Source organism: uncultured Agrobacterium sp. (assembly GCF_913777885.1).
Classification (GTDB): domain Bacteria; phylum Pseudomonadota; class Alphaproteobacteria; order Rhizobiales; family Rhizobiaceae; genus Agrobacterium.
Genome location: NZ_CAJYTV010000009.1, coordinates 198472 through 222939 on the forward strand (window position 1 = coordinate 198472; position 24468 = coordinate 222939).

The following is a 24468-nucleotide window of genomic DNA, read 5'->3' on the forward strand; positions in this document are numbered from 1 at the left end:
AATGAATCAAAGCCGATTCGGCTTGTCCAGAGCTGAAAGTTAAAAGATTTTTAACCCCTTGAACCGACTCGCGCTTTTTTTCGAAGCTTCAAAGAGGGTCTTTTGGCTACCCTTACGTCAGTCGTTATCGAAGGATTGAAGCGCTGGCGGAAGAGCCTGCGTGGCGCAGTTTCCGACCGCGGGCACTCCCGCCAGCAGCGCCGATGATCTCATTTCGCGAGGCGCCATGCGCTTTGGCCTCCTGAACGTGAAAGGCGAGACCGCCTTCCAAACGCATGGCGGCCAGGATGCCGATATAGACCAGGCTCTGGGTTTTGGCATCAAGCGCTGAAGCCCTGCCGAGTTCGGCAACGGCCTGAAGCCAGGCTGCGTATTGCTGTGGTGCTTCCTTGGCAAAGCTCTGGAATGCCGGGCTGATGGTCATGGTCACTCTCCTCGTGCCTGTCGATGAGGCGAAATTACGAGGAGAAGCCGTACTTATTCTTGATCTGAAACAATAAAAGGCCGGAGACCCGGCCTTTTCTCATGGATGATGATACGGCCTTAGCCCTTCAGCATGCGTTCGACGATGTCACGCACGTCAGTCGATAAACCAGCGCTACGTTCGATCTTGGAGAGAGCCTCACGTGCATGATCGGCGCGCACTGCCTCCAGCGATCGCCAAGAGCGCATTGAGGTGAGGATGCGCGCAGCCAGTTGTGGATTGCGCTTGTCGATGGCAACAATCTGCTCCGCCAGGAAATCATAGGCCTTGCCATCTGCTCGGTTGAAGCCCGTAGGATTGCCAAAGGCGAAGGTGCCGATGAGAGAACGAACCCGGTTTGGATTGGTGGCGATGAAATGCGTTGACGCCATCAGCGAGGTAATCCGGGCCAATGCGCCGTCACCCGGAATCGCCGCCTGAAGCGCGAACCATTTATCCATCACCAGGGCATTGTCGGCAAAGCGTGTTTCGAACGCTACCAGCGCATCGGATGCTTCTGCCGAGTCCGGGAAACGCTGTGTCAGAACGCTGAGCGAATGCGCCATGTCAGTCATATTGGAAGCATTGACAAAGGTCTGCGCGGCGCGGTCGGGCGTCTCTTCCGCATAGGACAGATAGCTCATGGCGATATTGCGCAGCGACCTGCGACCGGCACTTTCTGCATCTGGCGAGTACTCGCCTTTCTCCTCATAGGTCGAGAAGAGGCTCTTGAAGATCTCGATGCCGGCTTTTGCGACTGCACGCATGATACCGTTGCGCGCTTTATGAATGGCGTCGGGATCATTGTCCTTGCCCATCTCGCGCGCCACATCCGCCTCGCTTGGCAAGGCGAGGGCCTGGGCGCGGAAGGCCGGCTCGAATTCATCGTTGCCTGCGATCTCGATCAGTGTGGAAATGAAGGCCGGATCGACGCTCACTTCGTTGCCCGCTCGCACCGCCTGCGTTGCCGCAATCAGGTTCGGCAGCGCAAGAGCAGTCAGTGCCTGCCAGCGGGAGAAGAGATCGGTTTCGTGACGGGCAATCTGTATCAGGTCGTCGGACGATTGTTCCAGATGCAGGTTGATCGGCGCCGAAAAGCCCCGGTTCAATGACAGGACCGGGCGCGATGAAATGCCGGAGAATGTGAAGCTCTGGCTGCGCTCGGTCAGGTGCAAGATGCCGTCCCTGAATTCGCCGCCCTCTACCTTTGCCGGTGTGGCGATCTGGCCGTTGTCCAGAATGAGGGCGGTCGAAAGCGGAATGTGCAGCGGTTTCTTCAGGTTTTGGCCAGGTGTCGGCGCAACTGTCTGCTCGAGCGAAAGTGTGAATGTGGCTGTGGCCGTATCATAGGAGGTGGAGGCGCTGACAAGTGGCGTGCCAGCCTGCACATACCACAGGAAAAACTGCGTCAGATCACGTCCGGAGGCATCCTCGAAGCACTTTACGAAATCTTCGACCGTCGCGGCATCGCCGTCATGACGCTCGAAATAGAGATCCGTTCCCTTGCGGAAGCCTTCTTCACCCAGGATCGTTGCGATCATGCCGGTGATCTCGGCACCCTTCTCATATACGGTCGTCGTATAGAAGTTGTTGATTTCCCGGTATTTGTCCGGACGTGGCGGATGTGCCAGCGGGCCACCATCTTCGGGAAACTGCTCAGACTTCAGGTGGCGTACATCGGCAATGCGCTTGACGGCGCGCGAGCGCATGTCGGAAGAAAATTCCTGATCACGGTAGACGGTAAGGCCTTCTTTCAGGCAAAGCTGAAACCAGTCGCGGCAGGTAATGCGGTTGCCGGTCCAGTTATGGAAATATTCATGCGCGATGATGCGCTCGATATTGGCATAATCGGCATCGGTTGCGGTTTCCGGATCGGCCAGAACGTATTTGTCATTGAAGACGTTGAGCCCCTTGTTCTCCATGGCGCCCATGTTGAAATCCGACACGGCGACGATCATGAAGATATCGAGATCGTATTCCCGACCGAAACGCTCCTCGTCCCATTTCATGGAGCGCTTCAGCGCGTCCATGGCATAAGCCGCGCGCGGCTCCTTGCCATGCTCGACATAGATCTTCAGCGCGACCTCGCGGCCCGACATGGTGGTGAAGCTGTCTTCGACCACACCGAGATCGCCCGCGACAAGCGCAAAGAGGTAGCTTGGTTTCGGATGCGGATCGAACCAAGCGGCGAAATGGCGCCCTTCGTCGTAGTTGCCGCCGCCGAGGAAATTGCCGTTCGACAGTAGAAAGGTATTGCCTTCCTTCGCGGCGATGATGGTGATGGTGTAAGGGGCCAGCACGTCGGGACGGTCTGGGAAATAGGTAATGCGTCGGAAACCCTCGGCCTCGCACTGGGTACAATAGACGCCATTGGTGCGATAGAGGCCCATCAACTGAGTGTTGCTCTCCGGGTTGATGTAATTGGTAATGCAAATCTCGAAGGGAGCTCTCTCCGGAAGATCGCGAATGGTGAGCTTTTCCGGTCTGGCGTCATATTGCTCCGTAGGCATCTCGATCTGGTCGAGAAGCAGGCTGGAAAGCGTAAGCTCGTCACCATCCAGCACCAGCGGTGCGGCCTTGTCGGCACCCTCGCGCCGGTGGAAAATCAGCCGCGCTTCCACCTTGGTATTTTGAGGGTCCAGTTCGAATGTGAGGTCAACCCGTTCAAGCACGAAATCCGTTGGGCGATAATCCGCCAACTGAACAATCTGACCCGTATCTGTTCGCATAACTATTCCCGAATGAACCTTGCGTCTGCCGCTGCCTGTCCATCATGCGGACATGATGGGTGAAAGTAAACTTGCCGATGCGCTTCACCATCATGGAGAGGCGGGGGACAAACATCCCTGAAATACTGCCAGACAGAAGCTTTAACTCGCATCTGGGCATTTCTTATCGAGGCATGATTTCATGAAATGTTGAACGATTACTGAAGCTGTGACCATGCAGGAAGCGAATATCTCGAAAATCAGTCTCGCTTCGGCATTCATCTCAGCCTCCACTGGATCGATGATGGCAGATCGCCCAGTCAAATCGGTTTACCTCTGTTGTCCAGCGTGATCTAATGAACATGAAAGTCGATCTGCTGTGCTCGTGCGCTCGGGTCAAAATCCAATCCTGCGGGCATCTGGTCTGCAAATCCCGATCGCAATTTCCCATGAGTGCAGACACGTACAATCCCGTCCGGGGTATTGTTCTCAAACTCACCTCCGTCGCGTTCTTCCTCGTCATGCAGACCTGCATCAAGGCCGCAGGACCAGACGTTCCTGCGGGGCAGATCACCTTCTTCCGCTCTGCTTTCGCGATCCTTCCCATCATTCTCTATCTGGCATGGCTTCGCAGCCTCACGCGTGCTTTCCATACGAGCAACCTGTTCGGCCATTTCAAGCGCGGTTTCCTCGGCATTTTATCGATGATGTGCGGTTTTTACGGACTGACATTGCTGCCGCTGCCGGAATTTATCGCAATCGGTTATGCCTCGCCGCTTATGTCGGTGGTTTTTGCCGCCTTGATGCTCGGCGAAACGGTACGTATCTATCGCTGGTCGGCGGTTGTCGTCGGCATGATGGGCGTTGTCATTATCCTGTGGCCCAAGATGACTCTGCTACAGAATGGCGGTCTGGAGGCAGGCGAAAGCATCGGCGCGCTTGCGGTTCTGTTCGGCGCAGTGCTCGGCGGATTGGCGATGGTGCAGGTGCGTCAACTGGTCGTGACCGAACGCACGCCAACGATCGTGCTTTACTTCTCGCTGACCGGCACGCTCATTTCCGCTTTCAGCATGCCTTTCGGTTGGGAGTGGTTGGATATGCAGCAGGCCGTTCTACTAGTGTCGGCGGGCATAGCCGGCGGCGTCGCGCAGATTTTGCTGACGGAAAGCTACCGCCATGCTGAAGTGTCGACCATTGCGCCGTTCGAGTATAGCTCGATCCTGCTTGGCATCGGCGTGTCCTATGTTCTTTTTGGCGATGTGCCGACGTTCACGATGCTCGTTGGAACCAGTATCGTTATTTCCGCCGGCATATTCATCATCTTTCGGGAGCATCAGCTCGGTCTTCAACGCAAGGCCGCCCGCAAAGCCTCAAGCCCTACAGTTTGATGCACTGCATCTATGACTAAACACCTGTGAATTTTAATAAAATCATGTATATCACGCGAATAATGTGATATATGCAGATTTGGGTTGTGGTGTTGGGTGGTGCATCTTGAGTGGGAACGTCAGGCCAGAACAGGTTCGTCTGCGACGCGGTGAGCAGGACCGGGGCGTCGTAAGACGTTTTTGTCTGCGAAGCCGCACGACGTTTTTGGGGTCTCCCGTGAGGGGGGCATCGTCGTGAGCTACTCCCATGAAGAGTTCGCCGCTCATCCCGCTCTCTTGTCCGCACTACAAAATCTGGCTGCGGTCCTGCGCGGGAAATTCAACCAAAATCCGCGTTTGGCACGGCTACTGTCGGCCCATCAGAAATGGCTTTTGACGCAGGCGGCGATGGCCCTGAACGCCGAATACGGTGACAACGGCTTTACGGTTGCGCAATTGCGCGAAATGGTCACGCCGCTTGGAGTGGCCAGCCGCAACACCGTTCAGAACTATCTCGATCAACTTGAACTCTATCGCTATATCGAGAAGGTTCATCGCGTCCCAGCGGTGAGGCCGAAGCGCTACCGTGCCACGCAAATCAGCGAGACAGGCATCTTCGGATGGTACCTGGCCAATCTTGCAGCTATCGATGGTATGGACAATGGTCATCGCGCGTCTACTTTGATGGCGCATCCGGGACTTATAGAGATTGCTCACCCCGCAACCGCAAGGGCGTGCCTCGCTGACAAGGAGTGGGTGGAGCCGACGCCGCGAGTGGGACTTTTCCTCTGGACCGAAGCCGGGGGACTGGTAATGGACGATTTCATCATCCGGATCCGCGATACGCGCGATAAAAGAGACAAGGTCGATATCGGCTATGTCGATGTCCGCGCCATGGCCACGACCTTCATGATGTCGCGAACGCATTTGCAGCGGCTCCTTAACAGAGCGGCGGAACAGGGCAGCGTCGGCTGGATCGACGATACGCCGCGTAGCGCCATGTGGATTTCTCGCGATTATCTGCTGGAATATTCGCGTTGGCAGGCAAGGAAGTTCAAGCATGTCGAGGACGCGTTCGAGAGCGCAAAATCAATGCTTGAGGACCGGATGCACATCGCTAGATAAGGACGCGGCGAGCGCCAAGAGCCAGGAGCGTTGTGCCTGGTTTAGAACGCGCAAAGGCTCCGCAGCGGGTTGATCGACCGTCTTTTTTTTGAAAAACGCTGTCAGTTTCTGCGCCAATGCTGAAGCGTTTCTAAAAATCGAAAGCGCCTCTCGGACGAAGGCGCTTGATGAGCATTGTTGAGATTTAAACCTGCGGGGCGCGTATGTGCCAAACTGAACCCTGGAGGATCAGCCCGAAAATCGGAATCGATTCTCGGAAAAACACGATGCGCGGATTCAAAAATATGACGCGTCCACGTGCGTCCAGCATGACGCAGGGCGCTTAGCGTTCACGAAAGTCTACAAACACCGCAGACGGGCGGGTCGTGCGAACCTGCTGCGTGGAGGCGCGAGCGGTCAACTGTTCGTTCGTTACGCCGAAGCGGTGGTAGCCCTGAGTGGAGCGTGGGCCGAGGCCCGCCAATCGGAGCGTTTCAAAGCCGGAATGAACCGGACGGAAGCGAGTAGTCATTGCCTTGGTTCCTTAAACCTGTTCCTCCCAAGACAGTTGGCTTATTGCAGTGCGGCATAGATTCGGCAATCAGGGCAAATGCGCCGCTGTTATGCGTCATTTGCATGGCAATTTTCACATTTCATTTACATTGATCAAAAAGGAAGCATTCACATATCGCGCAGACGTGCCTGAAATGCCAATAAATCTTGCCAGGCCAAGGACTTGCTGGCGGGAGCGTTCAAAAGCTCCTGCGGGTGCAGCGTTGCAATTGCGCTCGCTGTTCCAGCACCCACTGCGACATCTCGCCACTGCCCACGCAGAGTATGGATCGTGCCGGAGCCGCCGAAGAAAAAACGCGCGGTGAAGTTGCCGAGAAGCAACAGTGCCTTCGGCTCGGCCAATGCGATCTGCCGCTCGATGAAGGGACGGCATATCTCCATTTCTGGACCGGAGGGCGAGCGGTTGCCCGGAGGGCGCCATGGGACGACATTGGTGAGCATCAGTTTTGCGCGATCGAGCCCGATCGCTGCCAGCATACGATCTAGAAGCAATCCTGTCTTGCCTGTGAAGGGAAGGCCTTCCCGGTCGTCGTCGGCATCGGGCATCGGGCCGATAACCATAATGCCGGAGGAGGGATCGCCTTCCGCAAACACCGTGTTGCGGGCACTGTTCTTAAGATTGCAACCGTTGAAGCTTTCGAGCGCGGTCTTCAATTCGGAGAGCGACCGCGCGCTCTCAGCGGCAAAGCGTGCCGAAGCAATCGCCTGGTCGTCGGGAAGCGCCACAGTGACGGGGGTGGACGGTGCTGCCGCCGGTGTGCGCGTTGCCGCTGAAGAGCCCTGTCTGGATGGAGAGGGTGGCTGTGGCGGCGCACTCTGCGTTTCGCGTTGTTGCGGTTGCGCGCCGCTTTGCGGCGCACGCGCCTGACGGCTTGCCGCGAACTCGGCAAAGCGGTCCAAAGGCGCATCTTCCAGCAACCAATCGACCCCTGCATCCGCATGAAAATGCAAAAGTGCAGCCAGTTCTGCCGGGGAGAGGTCTTGCGCCGAGATCATGTCCGGCAAACTAACCGATGTTCCAACGCAGCACCAGCAAAACCGTCGCGGGCTTGAGACCGGTTATCATGCGGCCCATCGTTCGATGTCACCGCTCTCGCCGATCATGGCAAGACCATGGGCGATGGAGAGAAGTTCTCCGCCGCTTTCGATCTTGTCTGCATCGAACCGGCGCGTGAAGAGCTGGCGTACGGCGGGAACGAACGAGGTGCCACCGGTGAGGAAGACCTTGTCGATGGATTGAGGTGTAGTGTTCGTCTTGGTCAACACCTCGTCCAGGGCCTCTTCGATCTTGGCGAGATCGTCCGCGATCCATCGATCGAAATCGGACCGCTTCACCATCTTTCGTCCGGCGGCACCCAGCGGCGCGAAGTTGAACTCCGCTTCCTCCTGAGAGGAAAGCGCCATCTTGGTGGAGGATATCGCCTGATAGAGGGGGTAGCCCTCGTCATGCTCCACCAGTTCGACGAAAAGCTCCAGCTTTTCCGGTTCCAGCGCGGAGCGCAGCAGAGATTTCAGATCGGCAAACTCTCTCGATGTCTTGAAGATGGACAGCTGGTTCCATCGCCCGAAATTGACATAGTAACCCGACGGAACATCCAGAACCTTGTCGAAGCTTTTGAACTTGCTGCCCTTGCCGATCTCCGGCGAAACCAGGTTGTCGATCATCCGGAAGTCGAAATGATCGCCAGCGACGCCTACGCCGGAATGGCCGATCGGGGTTGCGGAAAGCTGCCCTGCCTGTTTTTCGAAGCGGATCAAGGAGTAGTCGGTGGTGCCGCCGCCAAAGTCGGCAACCAGAACGTTCGCGTCTTTCTTCAGGCTCTGGGCGAAGTAGTACGCCGCTGCTACCGGCTCATAGACATAATGAATTTGCGGAAAGCCGGCGCGCGTCAGCGCTTCGTTATAGCGGGCAAGCGCCAATGCTTCATCGGGATTGGAGCCGGCAAAGCGCACGGGGCGTCCGGCAATTACGGTGGAGACAACGTCCTTCCACTCGTCGCCTGCATAGGTCTTGAGCTTGCGTAGAAACACTTCCATCAGGTCTTCAAAGCTTTGACGCTTCGCATAGACCAGCGTGCCTTGAAACAACGACGAGGCAGCAAATGTCTTGATCGATTGCAGAAAACGGCATTCGCCGGGATGATCGATAAACTGCTGAATGGCTGCCTGACCGGCTTCGACTTGCAGCGCTGCAGCGCCAAGTCCCTTGTCCTTCATGAAGGAAAGGGCGGTGCGCATGCTGTCCGTCGTTCCAGCGCTTGAGGTGAAGCGCATGGAGTGGCTGGTGGTGCCTGTGTCGGAAAGCGCCATAACTGTATTGGTCGTGCCGAAATCGAGGCCGAGTGTCCGTGTCATGGCAAAATGTCCTTACGTCGACGAGAATGCTGTGCCGGAATGCGGGCATCCGGGCCATCAAAGGCGCGCATTCGCGCCTGCCTGTTTTGAGGAGGGCGCGTGATGGCACAGCGAATTGTGAATGGCAAGCAGGCAAGCCTCAGTTTTTTACACGAGGCGACGGCATTCCTGCGGCTTCGTCTTTCAGCCAATCAGCGAAACTGGCCATGGCATCGGTGACCGGACGGGACTTCAACCGTGTGAGCCAGTAGCAGCCCTTCGATACGGTCATCGGAAATGGCTGCACGAGCGTTCCTGATGACAAGTGTCGCTGGAACATCAGCGGCGGGGCAAGTGCCACGCCCGCACCTTGAAGGGCAGCCTCGACCATTGGAACCGAGGAATCAAACACGATGCCTTTGATCCGTGGGATAGGGACACCGGCTTCGACGAACCATTCGGGCCATTCGTCGGTTCTGTAGGAGCGAAGCAGTGTCTGATGCGCGATGTCGTGGGGGCTTGCGAGTTGCCGCGCTATCGCCGGGATGCAAAGTGCCGATAGCGGAGCGAAAAAAAGTTCTTCCGCGTCCGTGTCGTGCCAGGCGCCATTGCCGAAGCGGATTGCGTAGTCCAGGCCCTCAGCAGCGATATCTACCCGGTTGTTGTTGGTGGAGAGACGGAGATCGATAAATGGGTAACGCTCCTGAAATACGCTGAGACGCGGCAGCAGCCAGCCGATTGCGAAGGTTCCGACGGCGCCTACGGTCAACACCTCCTGTAGATGCCCGTCCTCAAAGCGTTCGAGAATATCGGCCATGCGATCGAAGGAATCGCGAAGCGTCGGAAGAAGGGCCAGACCCTCGTCGGTGATCATCAGTCCGCGCGGAAGTCGTCTGAAAAGCGCGGTGCCAAGTCGCTCTTCAAGCAGTTTTACCTGATGACTGATAGCTGTTTGCGTGACGCAAAGTTCGATGGCGGCACGTGTGAAGCTCAAGTGGCGGGCCGCCGCCTCGAAGGCGCGTAAAGCGTTGAGCGGAAGGTGAGGACGAACCATGATAGTAAGTGAGGCCAAGTTTAATTCATGTCAGGAGGTAGATATCATTATTTGTGCCACGCCGGCAAACGGTCTTAAGTGGTGCTCGTTCCGCTCAAGCGGGCGGTCGAGTACAGGAGACTTAAGTGCCCATGCCAACAACCACGACAAAGAAGCTGAGATCGATTCTTCTTCTCGCAACAGCAGTTTCCGGGATATCCTCCATTGAGGCCATCGCGGCAGAACGGTCGCGTTGCACCGTCATTCTCGATGCCGAAAGCGGTCAGGTTCTGCATCGGGATGGAACGTGCAACGAAGGTTTTGCACCGCAATCCAGCTTCAAACTGCCGCTTGCCGTCATCGGATATGATTCCGGTATCCTGAAGGATGCGACAACGCCGCGCTGGACCTATAAGAAGGAATGGAAAAGGCCGAAGCGCGAGCAGAAAGCTGTCGATCCGACGATATGGGAGCGGGACTCCATTGTCTGGTACTCGCAGGAGATCACGCGCAGGCTCGGTAAGGCGAAGTTTGCCGACTATGTTCGCCGTTTCGACTACGGCAATGCCGATGTCAGCGGCGTAGCGGGCCAGACAGATGGCCTGACGGAAGCATGGCTCATGTCGTCGCTGAAGATCTCCGGCGATCAGCAAGCGAATTTCGTTCGCCGCTTCGTCAATGGTCAATTGCCGGTTTCGAAAGAGGCCATCGCCAGAACGGAAGCGATCATACCGCAGTTTTCAGCCGCAGATGGTTGGACTGTCCATGGGAAGACAGGGTCCGGTCGCATGCGCACCAAGGCCAACACCTATGATGGGGATCGATGGCTTGGCTGGTTCGTCGGATGGGCGCAGAGGGGTGAACGGAAGGTCGTGTTTGCAAGCCTGAATATCGAGGATTGGAAGAGCGACGAGCCAATCAGCTTCGCCACACGGGATGCCCTTATCGCCGACCTGCCAAAGCTGGTAAAATAGCGCTCAGCGGAGCAGACGGCGTGCTGCGACAATCAGAATGAAGCCGCCAGCTGCCGTCAGTGCGCCGCGCAGTATCCAAGGGCCTTGATTGATCATGAAACTGGACGCAGGGTAGGGGAAATAGCCGCTACCCTGTCCGATCCACACGAGGCCGATGAGCGCGATCAGAGCCCCCAGGATAGTCAAGATTGTTCGCAGTGCCCGCATGATGCTTCCCCCAACAAAGCCTTCCCGGATACTAAGCCGGAAAGGCTTTCAAGTTAAAGCCTCTAATCTAGCACCGGTGAAGGCAATCAGATCGATTTCGCTGCGCCGCCGTCGACACGTAGCATTGTGCCCGTGATATAGCTTGCGGGTTCAGAGCAGAGAAAAGCTCCGGCGGCGGCGAACTCTTCGACGGTGCCGAGCCTACCAGCGGGGATGCTCTTTACCGAAGCCTCGCGTACTTCTTCTAGGCTCTTACCGAGACGTTTGGCATTGGCGCCATCCAGTTCATCAATCCGATCGGTGTGAATGCGACCGGGCAGGAGCATGTTGGCCGTAATGCCAAAGCCTGCGACTTCGCTGGAAAGCGTCTTGTTAAAGCCGACGAGCGCACCGCGAAGCGTGTTTGACAGCGCCAGATTGGGAATGGGCTCGAACACGCCCGATGAGGCAACCGTCAGTATTCGGCCCCAGCCTTGTTCCTTCATCTGCGGAAGAAATGCGTTGGTGAGAGCGACGACGCGCAGCACCATGGATTGAAAGAAGGTGTCTAGCTTGTCCGTCGTGATATCTTGTGCCAACCCTGGCGTCGGCCCTCCGGTGTTGTTGACGAGGATATCGATGCCGCCGAGCTTCGTCTTCACCGCCTCAATCATCGACGGCACGAAGTTTTCTTCGGCAAGATCGCCCCAGACCCAGTCGGCTTTGCCCTTGCCAAGCGCATTGATCCTCTTGGCATTGGCGCCCAGCTTTTCGCCGCTGCGTCCGACCATGAGCACGTTGACGCCTTCGTTCGCAAGCGCCGTCGCGATGCCGAGACCCAAGCCGCGAGATGAGGCCAGAACCAATGCGCGCTTGCCGGAAATACCCAAATCCATGACGGTGTCCTTTATGCTCGTGACGATTGCTGCCGCTTGTAGCCCCTGCGCCCAGTCCTGAAAAGGGTTCATCGGCTGAGATTGGCAGCGTTTGCTTGCGCCGCCTCTTGCGCGTCGGTAATACAGCCCCAAAGAATTTTGTGTCTGGAGAGGCGGGCTTGAACGTGTGGACCGAGCGTCAAAAAGTCGAAAACCGCAAGAGCGACGACGCCCGCAGCGAAAGCGACATCGATTATGGGCGGATCATTCACTCCACCTCCTTTCGACGCCTCCAGAGCAAGACGCAGATCCTCAATCTCGGCGACAGCGATTTCTACCGTACCCGCCTGACGCATTCGCTGGAAGTGGCGCAGATCGCTGCGGGTCTGGTCAAGCACCTGCGCAAGTCCTTTCCTTTTCATCCGGTAACGGACGAATTGCCAGAGCATAGCCTCATCCAGGCGATCGGCAGCGCCCACGATCTCGGCCATCCGCCCTTCGGGCATGGAGGCGAGGTCGCGCTGAATTACTGCATGCGCGTTGCGGCAGATCCGAATGAAGCGGGGCGCAACGGCAATGGCGTCATCAGCGACATCAAAAAAGCAGGGTTTGAGGGAAACGGCCAGACGTTACGCATTCTCAGCCGGCTTGAGACATTTTCAAAAGCTCACGGCGCCAACCTCACGCGGCGCACGCTCTTAGGTATTCTAAAATACCCAGTCGCCTATTCGAAAGCTGCTCATCCCGGGCGAGTGCCAAAACTGCACGACGGACCTTCGACGCTTCGCATCATCGACACGCAGGCTTCCAAGCCGCCAAAATGCTACATGGATTGCGAGACGGATGTGGTGGACTGGATCCTTGATCCTTTGCCGCAGGCCGACCGCGATCTCTTTCAGACGGCGACGCGTGAAGATGGCAAGCACGCAAAGTCCCTCTTCAAATCGCTCGATTGCACCATTATGGATGTTGCAGACGACATCTCCTACGGGGTCCACGATCTTGAAGATGCCATCGCCATGCAGCTCATCACCAGGGATGCCTTCGAGAAGGAGGTGACGGCGGAGGATTGCGAGAGCTTCATTGCGATGCTCAACAAGAACCATAAGAATAAGCGCGGCAATGACGTCTATCGCGAAATCGTGGATGGGCTATTTGGTCATAGCGGCGACCGCAAAATGTTCATCAGCATGTTGGTCGGCCATTTTATCACGGATGCGCGCAGTGCGGACGACGAGCGGTTCGAAACGCCACTCTTGCGTCACGGTGTGAAGCTTGGAGCGGACCGTGTTCGACTGCTGAAAGCCTTTCAGGATGTGGTGCGCAAACACGTGATCAAAAGCCCGCGTGTTCAGCATATGGAGTTCAAAGGCCAGGGAATGGTTGTTGCAGTGTTTGAAGCGCTCCAGTCCGATCCCGAACGGCTGCTGCCAGACGATGTCTTCCCCCTCTATGACAAATCTGGCGGGGATTTGCGTGTCATCTGCGATTTCGTTGCCGGAATGACGGATGGCTATCTCATCAGGACCTATGAGCGCCTCTTTTCACCAGGGGCAGGTTCCGTGTTCGACAGGCTTTAACCGGGCTAAGCCCATCGACGCTTCTGGAAATTTGAGCGGGGAACGCTCTAGCTTGCTTCTCCCTGCCGCTGGCGCCACTCGCGGATGAGTAGACCATAGACAAGCAGATCGCACACGCCGTTATGGGTTGTTTCGTGCTGGCGAAGGTACGCCTCGCGCAGGAAGCCCAAACTTTCCGCCAGAGCAATGGAGGAGCGGTTTTCGGCGTCGATCTCCATGTAAAGTTTGCGATATCGGCCCATGGTAAAGATATGGGCGATGAGCGCGGTCATACATTCGTACGCCACTCCTTGTCTCTGCCGCTCAGTGGCTGTGATATATCCAAGCTCGAGAACGGCGTCGTCGCGACCAGGAAAAGCGATGTAGCGACCTGCAACCTCCTCGGTCACGCGGTCAATGGCGATCCAGGTTTGTCCTGGCCACTCCTTATCGTTCAGCCAATCGGAAAATGTCGCGATATCTTCAAAGTGAGGCTGAGACATAAATCGGCACTGGTCGGCACTTGAAAAAGTTGGGAACAAAGCTTTTGCATCGCTTTCAATCAAGCCCCGCATAGTAAAGCGCTGCGTCGTAAGCGTCGGTACGTCCATTATCTCTACTGCCGTTTTGTCATGCCATTCACGGGAACAGGTTTAATAGTCTCTCCTGGAACTGCCAAGCGTTCCGGTCAGCAAATTGTCTTCGATTGTTGGATGCCTCCAAAGCAGCTTCGAAATCAGCGCGATTCGCTACCTGTAGACGCGATGCCTAAAGCAACTCCTCAGCGCACCTTCTTCTCTTGACCATCTCATCATGCACTCCTATTCTTCGTGTTACGTGAACGTAAAAGTAAGCGTTTGTCATCAGGTTGTCAGACAATTCGATGGCTGCGACCGCGCTTCCTTGCTATTGGTCTCGACAAAGCGCTTGTCCTTTGCCAAGACAGATGACGCGAACTGCTTGTTGCGACGACGTTTTTTCACACGTCTTTGGCTGCGTGATGGTGTAGGGCAGGATAACGAAAAGCCGGACGGGACCGGCGTACTGACGAGGATCTTATGACGGAAGAAATGGAATTGCCGGAACGTGAATCGATGGAGTTCGACGTCGTTATCGTCGGCGCGGGACCTGCTGGCCTCTCTGCAGCTATTCGGCTGAAACAGGTCAATCCGGATTTGTCCGTTGTGGTGCTGGAAAAGGGCTCGGAAGTGGGTGCGCATATCCTCTCTGGCGCAGTTGTCGATCCCATCGGTATTGACCGTCTGTTGCCCGGCTGGCGCGAAGAAGAGGGGCATCCCTTCAAGACCGAAGTCAAGGACGACCAGTTTCTGTTCCTGGGACCTGCCGGCTCGATTCGCCTGCCGAACTTCCTGATGCCGCCGCTGATGAACAATCACGGCAACTATATCGTCTCGCTCGGTCTCGTCTGTCGCTGGCTGGCGGAGAAGGCGGAGGCGCTTGGCGTTGAAATCTACCCGGGCTTTGCTGCAACCGAAGTCCTCTATAACGACGAAGGCGCAGTGATCGGCGTCGCGACCGGCGATATGGGGATCGAGCGGAATGGAGAGCCGGGGCCTAACTTTACCCGCGGTATGGCGCTGATGGGCAAATATGTGCTGATCGGCGAAGGCGTACGCGGCTCGCTTGCCAAGCAACTCATCAGGAAATTCGACCTGTCGAAGAACAGCGACGTTCAGAAATTCGGCATCGGAATTAAGGAACTCTGGCAGGTCAAGCCTGAAAACCACCGCCAAGGCCTTGTGCAACACTCCTTCGGCTGGCCGCTGGGAATGAAAACGGGCGGTGGCTCGTTCCTCTATCATCTGGAGGACAATATGGTGGCCGTCGGTTTCGTCGTTCATCTGAACTATAAGAACCCCTATCTCTATCCTTTCGAAGAATTCCAGCGCTTCAAGACGCACCCGGCCATCGCGCCCACCTTCGAAGGTGGAAAGCGTCTCTCGTATGGCGCGCGCGCCATTACCGAAGGTGGCTATCAATCGGTGCCGAAGCTGACCTTCCCAGGTGGTGCTCTGATCGGATGCTCGGCCGGCCTTGTCAACGTTCCGCGCATCAAGGGCAGTCACAACGCCGTTCTGTCGGGCATGCTGGCGGCAGATAAGATTGCGGCGGCACTCGAAGCAGGTCGCGCCAATGATGAAGTGATCGAGATCGAGAACGAATGGCGCAGCACCGATATAGGCAAGGACCTGAAGCGGGTACGCAATGTAAAGCCGCTCTGGTCGAAGTTCGGCACTGCGATCGGCGTTGGCCTCGGCGGCCTGGATATGTGGACCAACCAGCTCTTCGGCTTCTCCCTCTTCGGCACACTGAAGCATGGCAAGACGGATGCTGAGAGCCTGGAACCGGCGGCAAAGCACACGCCGATTACCTATCCAAAGCCGGACGGCGTGCTGACTTTCGACCGTTTGTCATCGGTCTATCTGTCATCCACCAATCATGAAGAGGATCAGCCGGTCCATCTTCAGGTGAAGGACATGGAATTGCAGAAGCGTTCCGAGCATGACGTCTATGCCGGGCCGTCGACGCGTTACTGTCCCGCCGGAGTCTATGAGTGGGTGGAGAAGGACGGCGAGCCGACTTTCGTCATCAACGCGCAGAACTGCGTCCACTGCAAGACCTGCGACATCAAGGATCCCAACCAGAATATCAACTGGGTTCCGCCACAAGGCGGCGAAGGGCCGGTCTACGCCAATATGTAAGTATTGGCGCGGCCCGCCCGGACCGCCGTTAGCGAAGATGTTCGGCGAAGGGCCGGTCTACGCCAATATGTAAGTATTGGCGCGGCCCGCCCGGACCGCCGTTAGCAAAGATGTTCTGCGAAGCGCCGACTCACACCAATACGCGAATATCGGCGCGGCCCGCCTGAACAGTTGTTGGCGAGATATCCGAGCGGACCGTGTTCTAGGAGCACCTCTTCATGGTTATAATTCGGGATGGTCGACAAGAGGAGTTCGACCGTCTTGCAGACATCGAACTGGATGCCTTCGTCACCTGGGCGCAGGCTTGCGACGTATCGCAGGAGCCATCCTGCGCGCCAGTCCATTTTCTTCAGCAGAGCTTGGAGGAGAATTTGCTTCTGGTTGCCGAGGAGGGTGGCCGGACTGTCGGATTTGCGCTTGGTTTGATGGAAGAAAGTACGCTCCACATCGTCGAAATCGACGTGGAACGTGAGGCACAGGGCAAGGGCATCGGCAAGGCTTTGATGCTCGCTTTGCTTGAGCGCGCAGGTGGGTTTGGGTGCTCCGAGGCGGTTCTGACCACAGATCGCTATGCGCCCTTCAATGCCCCCTTCTACGAAAAGCTTGGGTTTCGGATTCTTTCGGCGGTGGAAACGCCGGCATTCCTGCTGAAAAGACTAAAGGCGCAAGTCGATTCCGGTCTCGATCCAGAGCGCCGGGTCGCGATGCGTTTGCATCTGTGATGCGCGATTTGAAATGCATCAAGCCATCATTTTTGAACAACCGTCAGTCTTTGAGGTTATAACATCGATCGTCCTGATCAATGGAGACATTTACAGCTACGGGCAGGATCATCTACTAGTACTAGACCTGTTCTGATCGGGCTTAGACCCTAAGCGACAATCGGGTTGATATGGCCCCCGGCGGGGGGTGGGAGTGAGTACATGACGAAAAGCGCCACTTTGGTTTTCGCGCTGCGGAGAAACATCATTTCGGTGGCTGCTGCTTTTGTGGCTTGCGCTGCCTCTCTTGGTAGCCAGCCTGCGATGGCGGCGAGTTGCCGGGCTGATGCAGCAGCGAGCATAGATTGGAGCGAGTGCAACAAACGCCTTCTCATGCTTGGCGGCAGTATTCTCGATGGTGCAGACCTTCACGGAACGGATTTCACCTACACAGATCTACGAGGCTCGTCCTTCAAGAAGGCTAATTTGGAAAAAGCCAAGTTGATCCGCAGTTCGCTGGCATCCTCTGAACTTGAAGGGGCAAATCTCGTGAAGGTTGAGGCCTACCGGAGCGATTTCAGCGACGTGAACGCCACCAATGCCAAGTTTAACAGCGCCGAAATGCAGCGTGCCGACTTCGAAAACGCCAAGCTCGATAATGCCGATTTCAGCAAAGCAGAACTTGGACGCGCAGATTTTAATGGTGCGGTGCTGACAGGTACCAAGTTCACCAAGGCCAATCTTTCTCGGGCCAGTTTCGAGGGAGCCAAGTTTACCGGCTCAATCGATTTCTCCGACTCTTTCCTGCTGCTGGCGCATATTGAAGGACTGGATCTGTCCGCAGCCACTGGGCTAGAGCAGAAACAGATCGATATCGCCTGTGGTGACGACAAGACGAAGCTTCCGCAGGGGCTGACCAAGCCAGCCACCTGGCCTTGCCCGTCTGATCCGGAAGACGACTAACGTAGAGCCAGCCCGCGATTGAGTTTAGGCGCTTAGAGCGCTCCGTCTGAGAAGGAAGCGCTCTAAGGCATTAGTTAGGTCGCAAACATCGGACTGAGGCGCGAACAATGCGCGCCGGCTCAAAAGCCCGAGAGCACGATCTTCCCCTTGGCGGTGCCGCTTTCAATCAAAGCGTGGGCCTTGATCAGGTTTGCGGCGTTGATCTTGCCGCACACGTCTGTCAGCGTCGTCTTGATCTTTCCTTGGTCAATTAGGTCGGAGACATGGTTCAGCAGGTTGTGCTGCTCCAGAATGTCCACAGTCTCGAAAACCGGGCGGGTAAACATCATCTCCCAGTGAACCGAAATGGCCTTGCGCTTGAACGGCATGATATCGAAGCCGTCTTCCGGGTCGTCGATCAGGCAGTAGCGTCCCTGTGGCGCGATCAGCTCTACGCTATCGGCGCGGTGAACATCGCTATGAGTCGTGGAGAAGACGAAGGAAGGCGCGCCAATACCGAGCGCTTCGACCTGAGAAGCGAGGGGTTTGCTATGGTCCAGCACATGGTGTGCGCCGAGTTGCCGAACCCATTCTTTCGTCTCTGCTCTGGACGCTGTGGCGATGACGGTCAGGTCCGTCAAATGTCGGGCGAGCTGGATCGCGATAGAGCCAACGCCGCCGGCACCGCCAATGATGACGATAGCATCGCCGCCGCCCGGAACCTTGTCCTTTACCTTGAGGCGGTCAAACAGTGCCTCATAGGCTGTGATCGCGGTGAGCGGCAGTGCCGCAGCCTCCTCGAAGCTCAGGCTGCTTGGCTTCGTGCCGACGATTCGCTCATCCACGAGGTGGAATTCACTGTTGGTGCCAGGACGATTGATAGCGCCCGCGTAAAACACCTCATCGCCCGGTTTGAACAGGCTCACCTTGTCGCCAACGGCCTTGACGATGCCAGCGGCATCGAAGCCGAGAATGCGGGTCTGGCCGTTTTCCGGCGATTGGTTGCGCCGAACCTTCGTGTCTACCGGATTGACGGAAACCGCCTTCACTTCAACCAGAATGTCGCGCCCCTTGGCCTCTGGCGCAGGCAGTTCGAAATCCACTAGGGCGTCTGTTTCAGTGACGGGTTTGCAGCTGTTGAAACCGATGGCTCGCATGATGATTTTCCTTCGCTTGTTGCGTTGGGGGCTATTTGATAGAAAGCAGCACAGGCTGCAAGAATGCACATTTTGTGTCTATACAGACAAAAAGGATACTGTAGCCGTTCATCGATCCCGAAAAACGGAGCCTCTTGATGTCCCGACCCCGCGCCAAGTTGAAGGATAATTTTCCCGGGTGTCCGGTGGAATCGACGCTGTGTTATCTCGATGGAAAATGGAAAGGTGTCATTCTCTATCACCTGTTGAGCGAGGGAACGTTGCGTTTCAACGAGTTGCGCCGCCGCATTCCAAGCGTGACGCAGCGCATGCTGACAAAGCAGCTTCGTGAACTGGAAGTCGCTGGTCTGATTTCCCGTACCGTCTTTCCCGTCGTGCCGCCAAGGGTGGATTACAGCCTCACCGTACTTGGCCAGAGCATGGCGCCAGTCATTTCCGCTCTCAAGACGTGGGGGGAGGCGCACGTCGTGTGCAAGAACGGCATTAAAACAGTCGCGTCGGCTGTGGACCCCGCCATGCCTCTGGCGGCTGCCGAATGAGCATGGCAGACGATATGTTGCAAAGGCAACGACACGCCTTCATTCAAGACGGACAACCGACGCTGGAGCAACGCCGCGCAGATCTGAAGGCACTCCGCAAGGTCGTGACGTCAAATCGGGAACAGATAGAACGAGCGGTCGACACGGATTTCGGCGGACGGTCTTCTTATGAGACGGCGCTTCTCGATATCGTCGGCGTGATAAGGGCGATCGATTATCTCGACCGTAATCTGAAGCTCTTCATGACGCCGGAGCGACGACACGTGGCGGCACTGTTTCAGCGCGGGCGAGCTTGGGTCGAGTATCAGCCGCTTGGCGTCATCGGCATCCTGTCACCATGGAACTTCCCTTTTTTGCTGTCGATGGTGCCGCTGGCAACCGCACTTGCAGCTGGCAATCGTGTGATGCTGAAACCATCGGAACTTACACCGGAAACCAGCGCTTTGATGAAGGCGATGCTCGCGGACGCGTTGCCCGAAGAAAAGATTGCCGTCATTCTGGGAGATGCCGCCATCGGCGCCGAATTCAGCGGCTTGCCATTCGACCATTTGTTCTTCACGGGCAGCACCGCAGTCGGACGCTCGGTGATGAAAGCTGCGAGCGAGAACCTTGTTCCGGTAACGCTGGAGCTTGGTGGTAAAAGTCCCACCATCATTCTTCCGGGCAAGGCAAGCCAGGAGACCGCGGCTGCCATTGTCATGGGAAAGCTGGCTAATGCCGGGCAGACATGCGTTGCTCCGGACTATGTCTTCGTTCAAGAGAACGAAGTTGGTGATTTTGTTGATAAATTCGGGCGAGCGGTTTCGAAATCATATCCGGACGGTTCGAAAAGCGCCGATTACACATCCATTTGTAGCGACAGACATTTTACCCGCTTAAAGGCGCTACTCGACGATGCCGAGCGCAAGGGTGCGACCTTGCGGCCGGTCGGTGGAAAGGCAGATGAGCAACCGAGACGACGGGTCATTTCGCCGACGCTCGTTCTCAATCCAAGAGACGATATGGCGGTGATGCAGGATGAAATCTTCGGGCCGATTCTGCCCGTGCTGACCTACCGCGATATCCATGAGGTCATTGCTTACGTCAACGAGAGACCGCGACCGCTGGCGCTATACGTCTTTGGTGACGAGAGAAGCGAGGACTGCCGCAAGATTCTCTCCAACACCACGTCTGGTAATGTTGGGATCAACAACACCGTGTTGCATGTGGCGCAGGACGATCTTCCTTTTGGCGGGGTCGGTGCAAGCGGTATCGGCGCCTATCACGGCATAGAGGGCTTTCGACGGATGAGCCATGCCAAGGGCGTCTTTTCCCAGGGTCGATTCAGCATTCCCAACCGTTTGCGCCCGCCCTACGGGCGTTTGACGAAGGCGGCAATTGCCTTTCTGCTGCGCTGAATTGGGCACTAGTTTACATGCTGCCATTCGAGATGCCGCGCATAAGCCTCGCCGTGACGGCAGGCACAACAGCGGACATCGAAGGCGGCCGTTGATTGCTGCACGAATGGGCATCGATCAACGCAGATCTATTGCGGATGGATTTAGTTTGGCATGAGCGACAAGGGTCCGCCAGGAGTGCGAAAATATTCGTCACATTCGTCGCAATAAATGTAGATCTGTAATGATGGAATTACTTCTTATTTCGCGTTCATGTTAAGGTAATACCTTCTTTGAGCATTATAAATGCGCACGCTGACATCGATGCGATGTGTTCTTCTGAAACATTCCGGCGACGAATGTCCTCTTGATTTTCGCACAATTTGGGAGGAAGGATTTGCCGCGGCATTCGCCGGCTCTCATTATTCATATTTTTTTGCACCGCAACATCGAACTGCCCGGATTGGTTCATAATTTCGCGCGCAGTGATTTGTCAGTTCAGGGACGGACCAGCATGGGTATTGGTTGGATAGAAGCCGCGATCCTCGGCTTTATTCAAGGGCTTACAGAGTTTTTGCCAGTTTCTTCAAGCGCACATTTGAGAATAGCCGGGGAATTTCTGGGCACCGGTGAAGACCCGGGTGCAGCCTTCACCGCCATCATTCAGATCGGCACGGAGCTGGCGGTCCTGGTCTATTTCTGGTCGGACATTATGCGGATCGCCTTCGCGTGGCTTCGGCATCACCTCAGGCTTGGCGGTTCGTACGACCCTGCCGATGTGCGTCTTGGCTGGATGATCATCGTCGGTTCGGTGCCGATCGTGTTACTTGGGCTGTTGTTCAAGGATGCGATCGAGCACTCGTTACGCAATCTGTACATCACCGCTGTCATGCTGATCGTCTTCGGTATTATTTTGGGCTGGGCGGATCGTATCGGCAAGAAGAAGTATCCGATCAACAAACTGATCTGGCGCGATGCGATCATTTTCGGTTTCGCGCAGGCCATGGCTTTGATCCCCGGCGTGTCCCGTTCCGGCGGAACGATTACTGCTGGCTTGCTCATGGGTTACACGCGTGAAGCCGCTGCACGTTACTCCTTCCTGCTCGCCGTTCCCGCCGTTTTCGGCTCCGGCTTTTACCAGCTCTTCAAAAGCATCGGTCAGGAAAACACCGTCGGCTGGGGCCAGACTGCCCTCGCAACCCTGATCTCGTTTGTCGTCGGCTATGCTGTCATCGTCGTATTCCTCAAGCTAGTTTCGACGAAAAGCTATATGCCCTTCGTCTGGTATCGCATCGTCATCGGCGTCGCGCTGCTTGGCCTGCTCTTCAGCGGCGTCATCAACCCGATCTGATTCCGGTCGGAAGAGCGTTAATTTTACCCGGTACGGCCTGCCGCACCGGGTAATTTTATGACTTTCTATTCCTGTAGAATTATTTTCCTTTCGGTATGGCGAGAGAGCGTCTATTCCGGCTGAAAGATCGCCACGCCGCTCACTTTTGCGGTATCCTTTGATGTTGTCAGGAAAAACGAATGACCACCGACGCGCCTTGCGCCCTCGCTGTGGAGGACATCCACAAGAGCTTCGGCAATCAAGAGGTTCTGAAGGGCATTTCGCTGACGGCAAGGAAGGGCGATGTCATCTCCATCATCGGGTCTTCCGGCTCGGGAAAGAGCACCCTTCTTAGGTGCATCAATTTTCTGGAAATACCCGATAGAGGCCGTGTCCGCGTCAATGGCGAAGAGATCGCGGTCAGGCATGGGCGCGATGGCAAGTCTGTCCCGCAAAGCTGGCGTCAGGTGGAGCGATTGCGCACCGGCCTCGGCATGGTCTTCCAAAGTTTCAACCTCTGGGCTCATCGCACCGTTCTCGAAAATGTCATCGAGGCCCCGGTCCATGTCATGGGCGTAAAGCGCGCGGAAGCGGTCGAGAAGGCGGAAGCGCTGCTGCACAAGGTGGGTCTCTACGAGAAGAGGGATGCCTATCCAGCCTTTCTTTCGGGTGGGCAGCAGCAGCGTGCCGCTATTGCCCGTGCGCTCTGCGTCGAGCCCGCCGTCATGCTTTTCGACGAGCCGACATCGGCGCTAGATCCGGAACTGGTTGGCGAAGTGCTGAAAGTTATTCGCGATCTGGCGGAAGAGGGCCGCACCATGTTGCTTGTGACGCATGAGATGCGCTTTGCCCGCGACGTGTCCAGCCATGTCATGTTTCTGCACCAGGGCCGCGTGGAGGAGGAGGGATCTCCCCAGCAGGTCTTCAGCAACCCCATCAGCGCACGGACCCGAGATTTTACCGGCGCGCTTGCTAACTGATTGTCACACAGGAGTTTGATATGAAATTCGTCGCATCCCTGCTGGCCGGCATGGCCTTCGCATTATCGGCTTTCTCTGCCAGCGCCGAAGTCCGCTTTGGCGTCATGAATGAAAGCTATCCACCTTTCTTTGCCCAGGATGCCAGCGGCAAGTGGCAAGGCTGGGAAATCGATCTGATGGATGCCGTCTGCGCTGAGATGAAGGAGAAATGCTCCATCGTCGCGCTTTCCTGGGATGGATTGATCCCGGCGCTTGAAAGCAAGAAGTTCGACGTGATCTGGTCGTCCATGTCCAACACCGCCGAGCGTCAGAAGGTCATCGACTTCACCGATAAATATTACAACACGCCAGCCAAGCTCATCGGCGCCAAGGACGGCAAGCCGGGTACGACGGCTGAAGATGTAAAGGGCAAGACGATCGGCATTCAGGTTGCCACCATCCAGTCCGCTTACTACGCCAAGTACTTCAAGGACGTCGCCGACGAGAAAACCTACCAGACGCTGGACGAAGCCTTCCAGGATCTGGCCGCCGGCCGCATCGACTATGTCTTCGGTGATTCGCTCGTTCTCAATGACTTCCTGAAGACCGATACCGGCAAGGATTGCTGCGCCGATGCCGGCAATGTTGCCGACGATCCTGAAATTCTGGGCCGTGGCGTTTCAGGCGGGGTGCGCAAGGACGACCAGGAACTGAAGCAGAAGCTGAACACGGCGCTCGCAGCTGTGCGCGCCAGCGGCAAGTATGACGAGATTACCAAGAAATACTTCAGCTTCGATATTTACGGCGCGAAGTAAGTCTGGTTCTTCTCGCAAATGGCAGCTCCTGACAGCATCATTCAGCTTTTGTCTCCCTATCCACCGGGATGGGGAGGCACATTGCTGTCTGGTGCTGCCGCGACGCTCGCCATCTCCGCTGGCGCCTATCTAATCGGTATAGTCATCGGGATGGCGGGTGCGCTTGGCAAGCTTTCCGATAACCGGGCTCTCGGCATCGTTCTTAATCTCTACACGACGCTGATCCGCTCGGTGCCGGAACTCATTCTAATTGTCGGCCTCTATTACGCCGGAACGGACGGCTTGAACCGCCTGCTGCAAATGGCGGGCCTACCGCCGCTGGAGGTCAACGGCTTCGTCGCGGCTGTCGCTGTCCTTGGTTTTGTGCAGGGCGCCTATATGACGGAAGTCCTGCGCGGCGCGATCCTGTCTATCCCGAATGGCCAGATCGAGGCAGCCAAGGCATTTGGAATGTCACCGTTCTTGCGTTTTCGCCGCGTGGTCCTTCCAGCTCTCCTGCCGAACGCGTTGTCTGGACTTTCGAATCTTTGGCTGTCGGTAACAAAGGATAGCGCGTTGGTGGCTGTCGTCGGCTATCAGGAACTGGCGCTCGCCACACGGCTGGCAGGGGCCAGCACCAAGCATTATTTCCTGTTCTTCATGGCTGCCGCACTGATCTATCTGGCGATAACGCTTGTCTCCAATTTTGTCTTCCGGCTGATCGAACGGCGCTTGCGCCGCGGCCAGCCGTCGCTGGCGTGAGGGAGACAA

General features: G+C 56.4%; 23 protein-coding genes. 13 read left to right on the forward strand and 10 right to left on the reverse strand.

Translation table 11 applies throughout. The features are described 5' to 3' along the window. Positions 1–124: 124 nt before the first annotated feature. Together QZ869_RS08205 and pepN are read right to left on the reverse strand one after the other, a co-directional pair. On the reverse strand, positions 125–424 hold the full coding sequence (locus QZ869_RS08205; RefSeq protein ID WP_367115323.1) for a carboxymuconolactone decarboxylase family protein: 300 nt from the start codon (positions 422–424) through the stop codon (positions 125–127). 119 nt (positions 425–543) lie between these two features. Further along, positions 544–3192 (reverse strand): aminopeptidase N, encoded by a 2649-nt coding sequence (pepN, locus tag QZ869_RS08210; RefSeq protein WP_296103897.1) that lies wholly within the window; start codon positions 3190–3192, stop codon positions 544–546. Positions 3193–3620: 428 nt separating this feature from the next. Here pepN and QZ869_RS08215 point away from each other — a divergent pair, with 428 nt between their 5' ends. Both QZ869_RS08215 and QZ869_RS08220 read left to right on the forward strand, forming a co-directional pair. Next, complete coding sequence (locus QZ869_RS08215) at positions 3621–4559, forward strand: DMT family transporter (RefSeq protein WP_296103899.1); 939 nt, start codon at positions 3621–3623, stop codon at positions 4557–4559. Positions 4560–4793: 234 nt separating this feature from the next. After that, positions 4794–5663: a hypothetical protein gene (locus tag QZ869_RS08220; protein WP_296103902.1), complete on the forward strand. Its 870-nt coding sequence runs from the start codon at positions 4794–4796 to the stop codon at positions 5661–5663. A gap of 322 nt (positions 5664–5985) precedes the next feature. Here QZ869_RS08220 and QZ869_RS08225 read toward each other — a convergent pair whose 3' ends face one another. The 4 genes from QZ869_RS08225 to QZ869_RS08240 form a co-directional block, all read right to left on the reverse strand. After that, positions 5986–6174 carry a hypothetical protein gene (locus QZ869_RS08225; protein WP_296017967.1) on the reverse strand — a complete coding sequence of 63 codons (189 nt, stop codon included), beginning with the start codon at positions 6172–6174 and terminating at the stop codon, positions 5986–5988. 149 nt (positions 6175–6323) lie between these two features. Continuing rightward, positions 6324–7211, reverse strand: a complete 888-nt coding sequence (locus tag QZ869_RS08230; RefSeq protein WP_296103974.1) for a uracil-DNA glycosylase — start codon at positions 7209–7211, stop codon at positions 6324–6326. Positions 7212–7277: 66 nt separating this feature from the next. Next, positions 7278–8570, reverse strand: coding sequence for an Hsp70 family protein (locus QZ869_RS08235; protein WP_296103905.1), 1293 nt, complete (start codon positions 8568–8570; stop codon positions 7278–7280). 139 nt (positions 8571–8709) lie between these two features. Then, a complete protein-coding gene (locus QZ869_RS08240) occupies positions 8710–9603 on the reverse strand; it encodes a LysR family transcriptional regulator (protein WP_296077692.1) in 894 nt (297 codons plus the stop codon). A gap of 131 nt (positions 9604–9734) precedes the next feature. Between QZ869_RS08240 and blaOXA the strand changes: the two genes are divergently transcribed. After that, on the forward strand, positions 9735–10556 hold the full coding sequence (gene blaOXA / locus QZ869_RS08245; protein ID WP_296103976.1) for a class D beta-lactamase: 822 nt from the start codon (positions 9735–9737) through the stop codon (positions 10554–10556). 3 nt (positions 10557–10559) lie between these two features. On the opposite strand, the gene QZ869_RS08250 is transcribed toward blaOXA, so the two are convergent. Both QZ869_RS08250 and QZ869_RS08255 read right to left on the reverse strand, forming a co-directional pair. Next, positions 10560–10763 carry a hypothetical protein gene (locus QZ869_RS08250; RefSeq protein ID WP_296017964.1) on the reverse strand — a complete coding sequence of 68 codons (204 nt, stop codon included), beginning with the start codon at positions 10761–10763 and terminating at the stop codon, positions 10560–10562. A gap of 86 nt (positions 10764–10849) precedes the next feature. Next, positions 10850–11638 (reverse strand): SDR family oxidoreductase, encoded by a 789-nt coding sequence (locus QZ869_RS08255; protein WP_296017963.1) that lies wholly within the window; start codon positions 11636–11638, stop codon positions 10850–10852. Between the two features lie 164 nt (positions 11639–11802). Here QZ869_RS08255 and QZ869_RS08260 point away from each other — a divergent pair, with 164 nt between their 5' ends. Continuing rightward, the gene (locus tag QZ869_RS08260) at positions 11803–13197 is read left to right on the forward strand and encodes an anti-phage deoxyguanosine triphosphatase (RefSeq protein ID WP_296103978.1); all 1395 of its coding nucleotides are present in this window, start codon (positions 11803–11805) and stop codon (positions 13195–13197) included. A gap of 47 nt (positions 13198–13244) precedes the next feature. Here QZ869_RS08260 and QZ869_RS08265 read toward each other — a convergent pair whose 3' ends face one another. Continuing rightward, positions 13245–13787, reverse strand: a complete 543-nt coding sequence (locus tag QZ869_RS08265) for a GNAT family protein (RefSeq protein ID WP_296103906.1) — start codon at positions 13785–13787, stop codon at positions 13245–13247. 447 nt (positions 13788–14234) lie between these two features. On the opposite strand from QZ869_RS08265, the gene QZ869_RS08270 reads away from it, so the two are divergent. The 3 genes from QZ869_RS08270 (at position 14235) to QZ869_RS08280 (ending at position 17563) form a co-directional block, all read left to right on the forward strand. Next, positions 14235–15899: an electron transfer flavoprotein-ubiquinone oxidoreductase gene (locus tag QZ869_RS08270; RefSeq protein ID WP_296103908.1), complete on the forward strand. Its 1665-nt coding sequence runs from the start codon at positions 14235–14237 to the stop codon at positions 15897–15899. A gap of 218 nt (positions 15900–16117) precedes the next feature. Beyond that, entirely contained in the window at positions 16118–16621 is a 504-nt protein-coding gene (locus QZ869_RS08275; RefSeq protein ID WP_296103911.1) for a GNAT family N-acetyltransferase, read from the forward strand. A gap of 201 nt (positions 16622–16822) precedes the next feature. Then, complete coding sequence (locus tag QZ869_RS08280; RefSeq protein WP_296017955.1) at positions 16823–17563, forward strand: pentapeptide repeat-containing protein; 741 nt, start codon at positions 16823–16825, stop codon at positions 17561–17563. 119 nt (positions 17564–17682) lie between these two features. On the opposite strand, the gene QZ869_RS08285 is transcribed toward QZ869_RS08280, so the two are convergent. Further along, positions 17683–18699, reverse strand: a complete 1017-nt coding sequence (locus QZ869_RS08285; RefSeq protein WP_296082596.1) for a zinc-binding alcohol dehydrogenase family protein — start codon at positions 18697–18699, stop codon at positions 17683–17685. Positions 18700–18836: 137 nt separating this feature from the next. On the opposite strand from QZ869_RS08285, the gene QZ869_RS08290 reads away from it, so the two are divergent. The 6 genes from QZ869_RS08290 to QZ869_RS08315 all read left to right on the forward strand — a co-directional run bounded on the left by QZ869_RS08290 (position 18837) and on the right by QZ869_RS08315 (position 24459). After that, positions 18837–19238, forward strand: a complete 402-nt coding sequence (locus QZ869_RS08290; RefSeq protein WP_296082599.1) for a helix-turn-helix domain-containing protein — start codon at positions 18837–18839, stop codon at positions 19236–19238. Beyond that, the gene (locus tag QZ869_RS08295) at positions 19235–20635 is read left to right on the forward strand and encodes a coniferyl aldehyde dehydrogenase (protein ID WP_296103912.1); all 1401 of its coding nucleotides are present in this window, start codon (positions 19235–19237) and stop codon (positions 20633–20635) included. The genes QZ869_RS08290 and QZ869_RS08295 overlap by 4 nt, the downstream gene beginning before the upstream one ends. Positions 20636–21128: 493 nt before the next feature. Next, positions 21129–21965, forward strand: coding sequence for an undecaprenyl-diphosphate phosphatase (locus tag QZ869_RS08300; RefSeq protein WP_296034659.1), 837 nt, complete (start codon positions 21129–21131; stop codon positions 21963–21965). 179 nt (positions 21966–22144) lie between these two features. Then, positions 22145–22924 (forward strand): ABC transporter ATP-binding protein, encoded by a 780-nt coding sequence (locus QZ869_RS08305; RefSeq protein ID WP_296017946.1) that lies wholly within the window; start codon positions 22145–22147, stop codon positions 22922–22924. A gap of 20 nt (positions 22925–22944) precedes the next feature. Then, complete coding sequence (locus QZ869_RS08310) at positions 22945–23718, forward strand: transporter substrate-binding domain-containing protein (protein WP_296103914.1); 774 nt, start codon at positions 22945–22947, stop codon at positions 23716–23718. Positions 23719–23736: 18 nt separating this feature from the next. Next, positions 23737–24459, forward strand: a complete 723-nt coding sequence (locus QZ869_RS08315) for an ABC transporter permease (protein ID WP_296103916.1) — start codon at positions 23737–23739, stop codon at positions 24457–24459. Positions 24460–24468 lie beyond the last annotated feature (9 nt).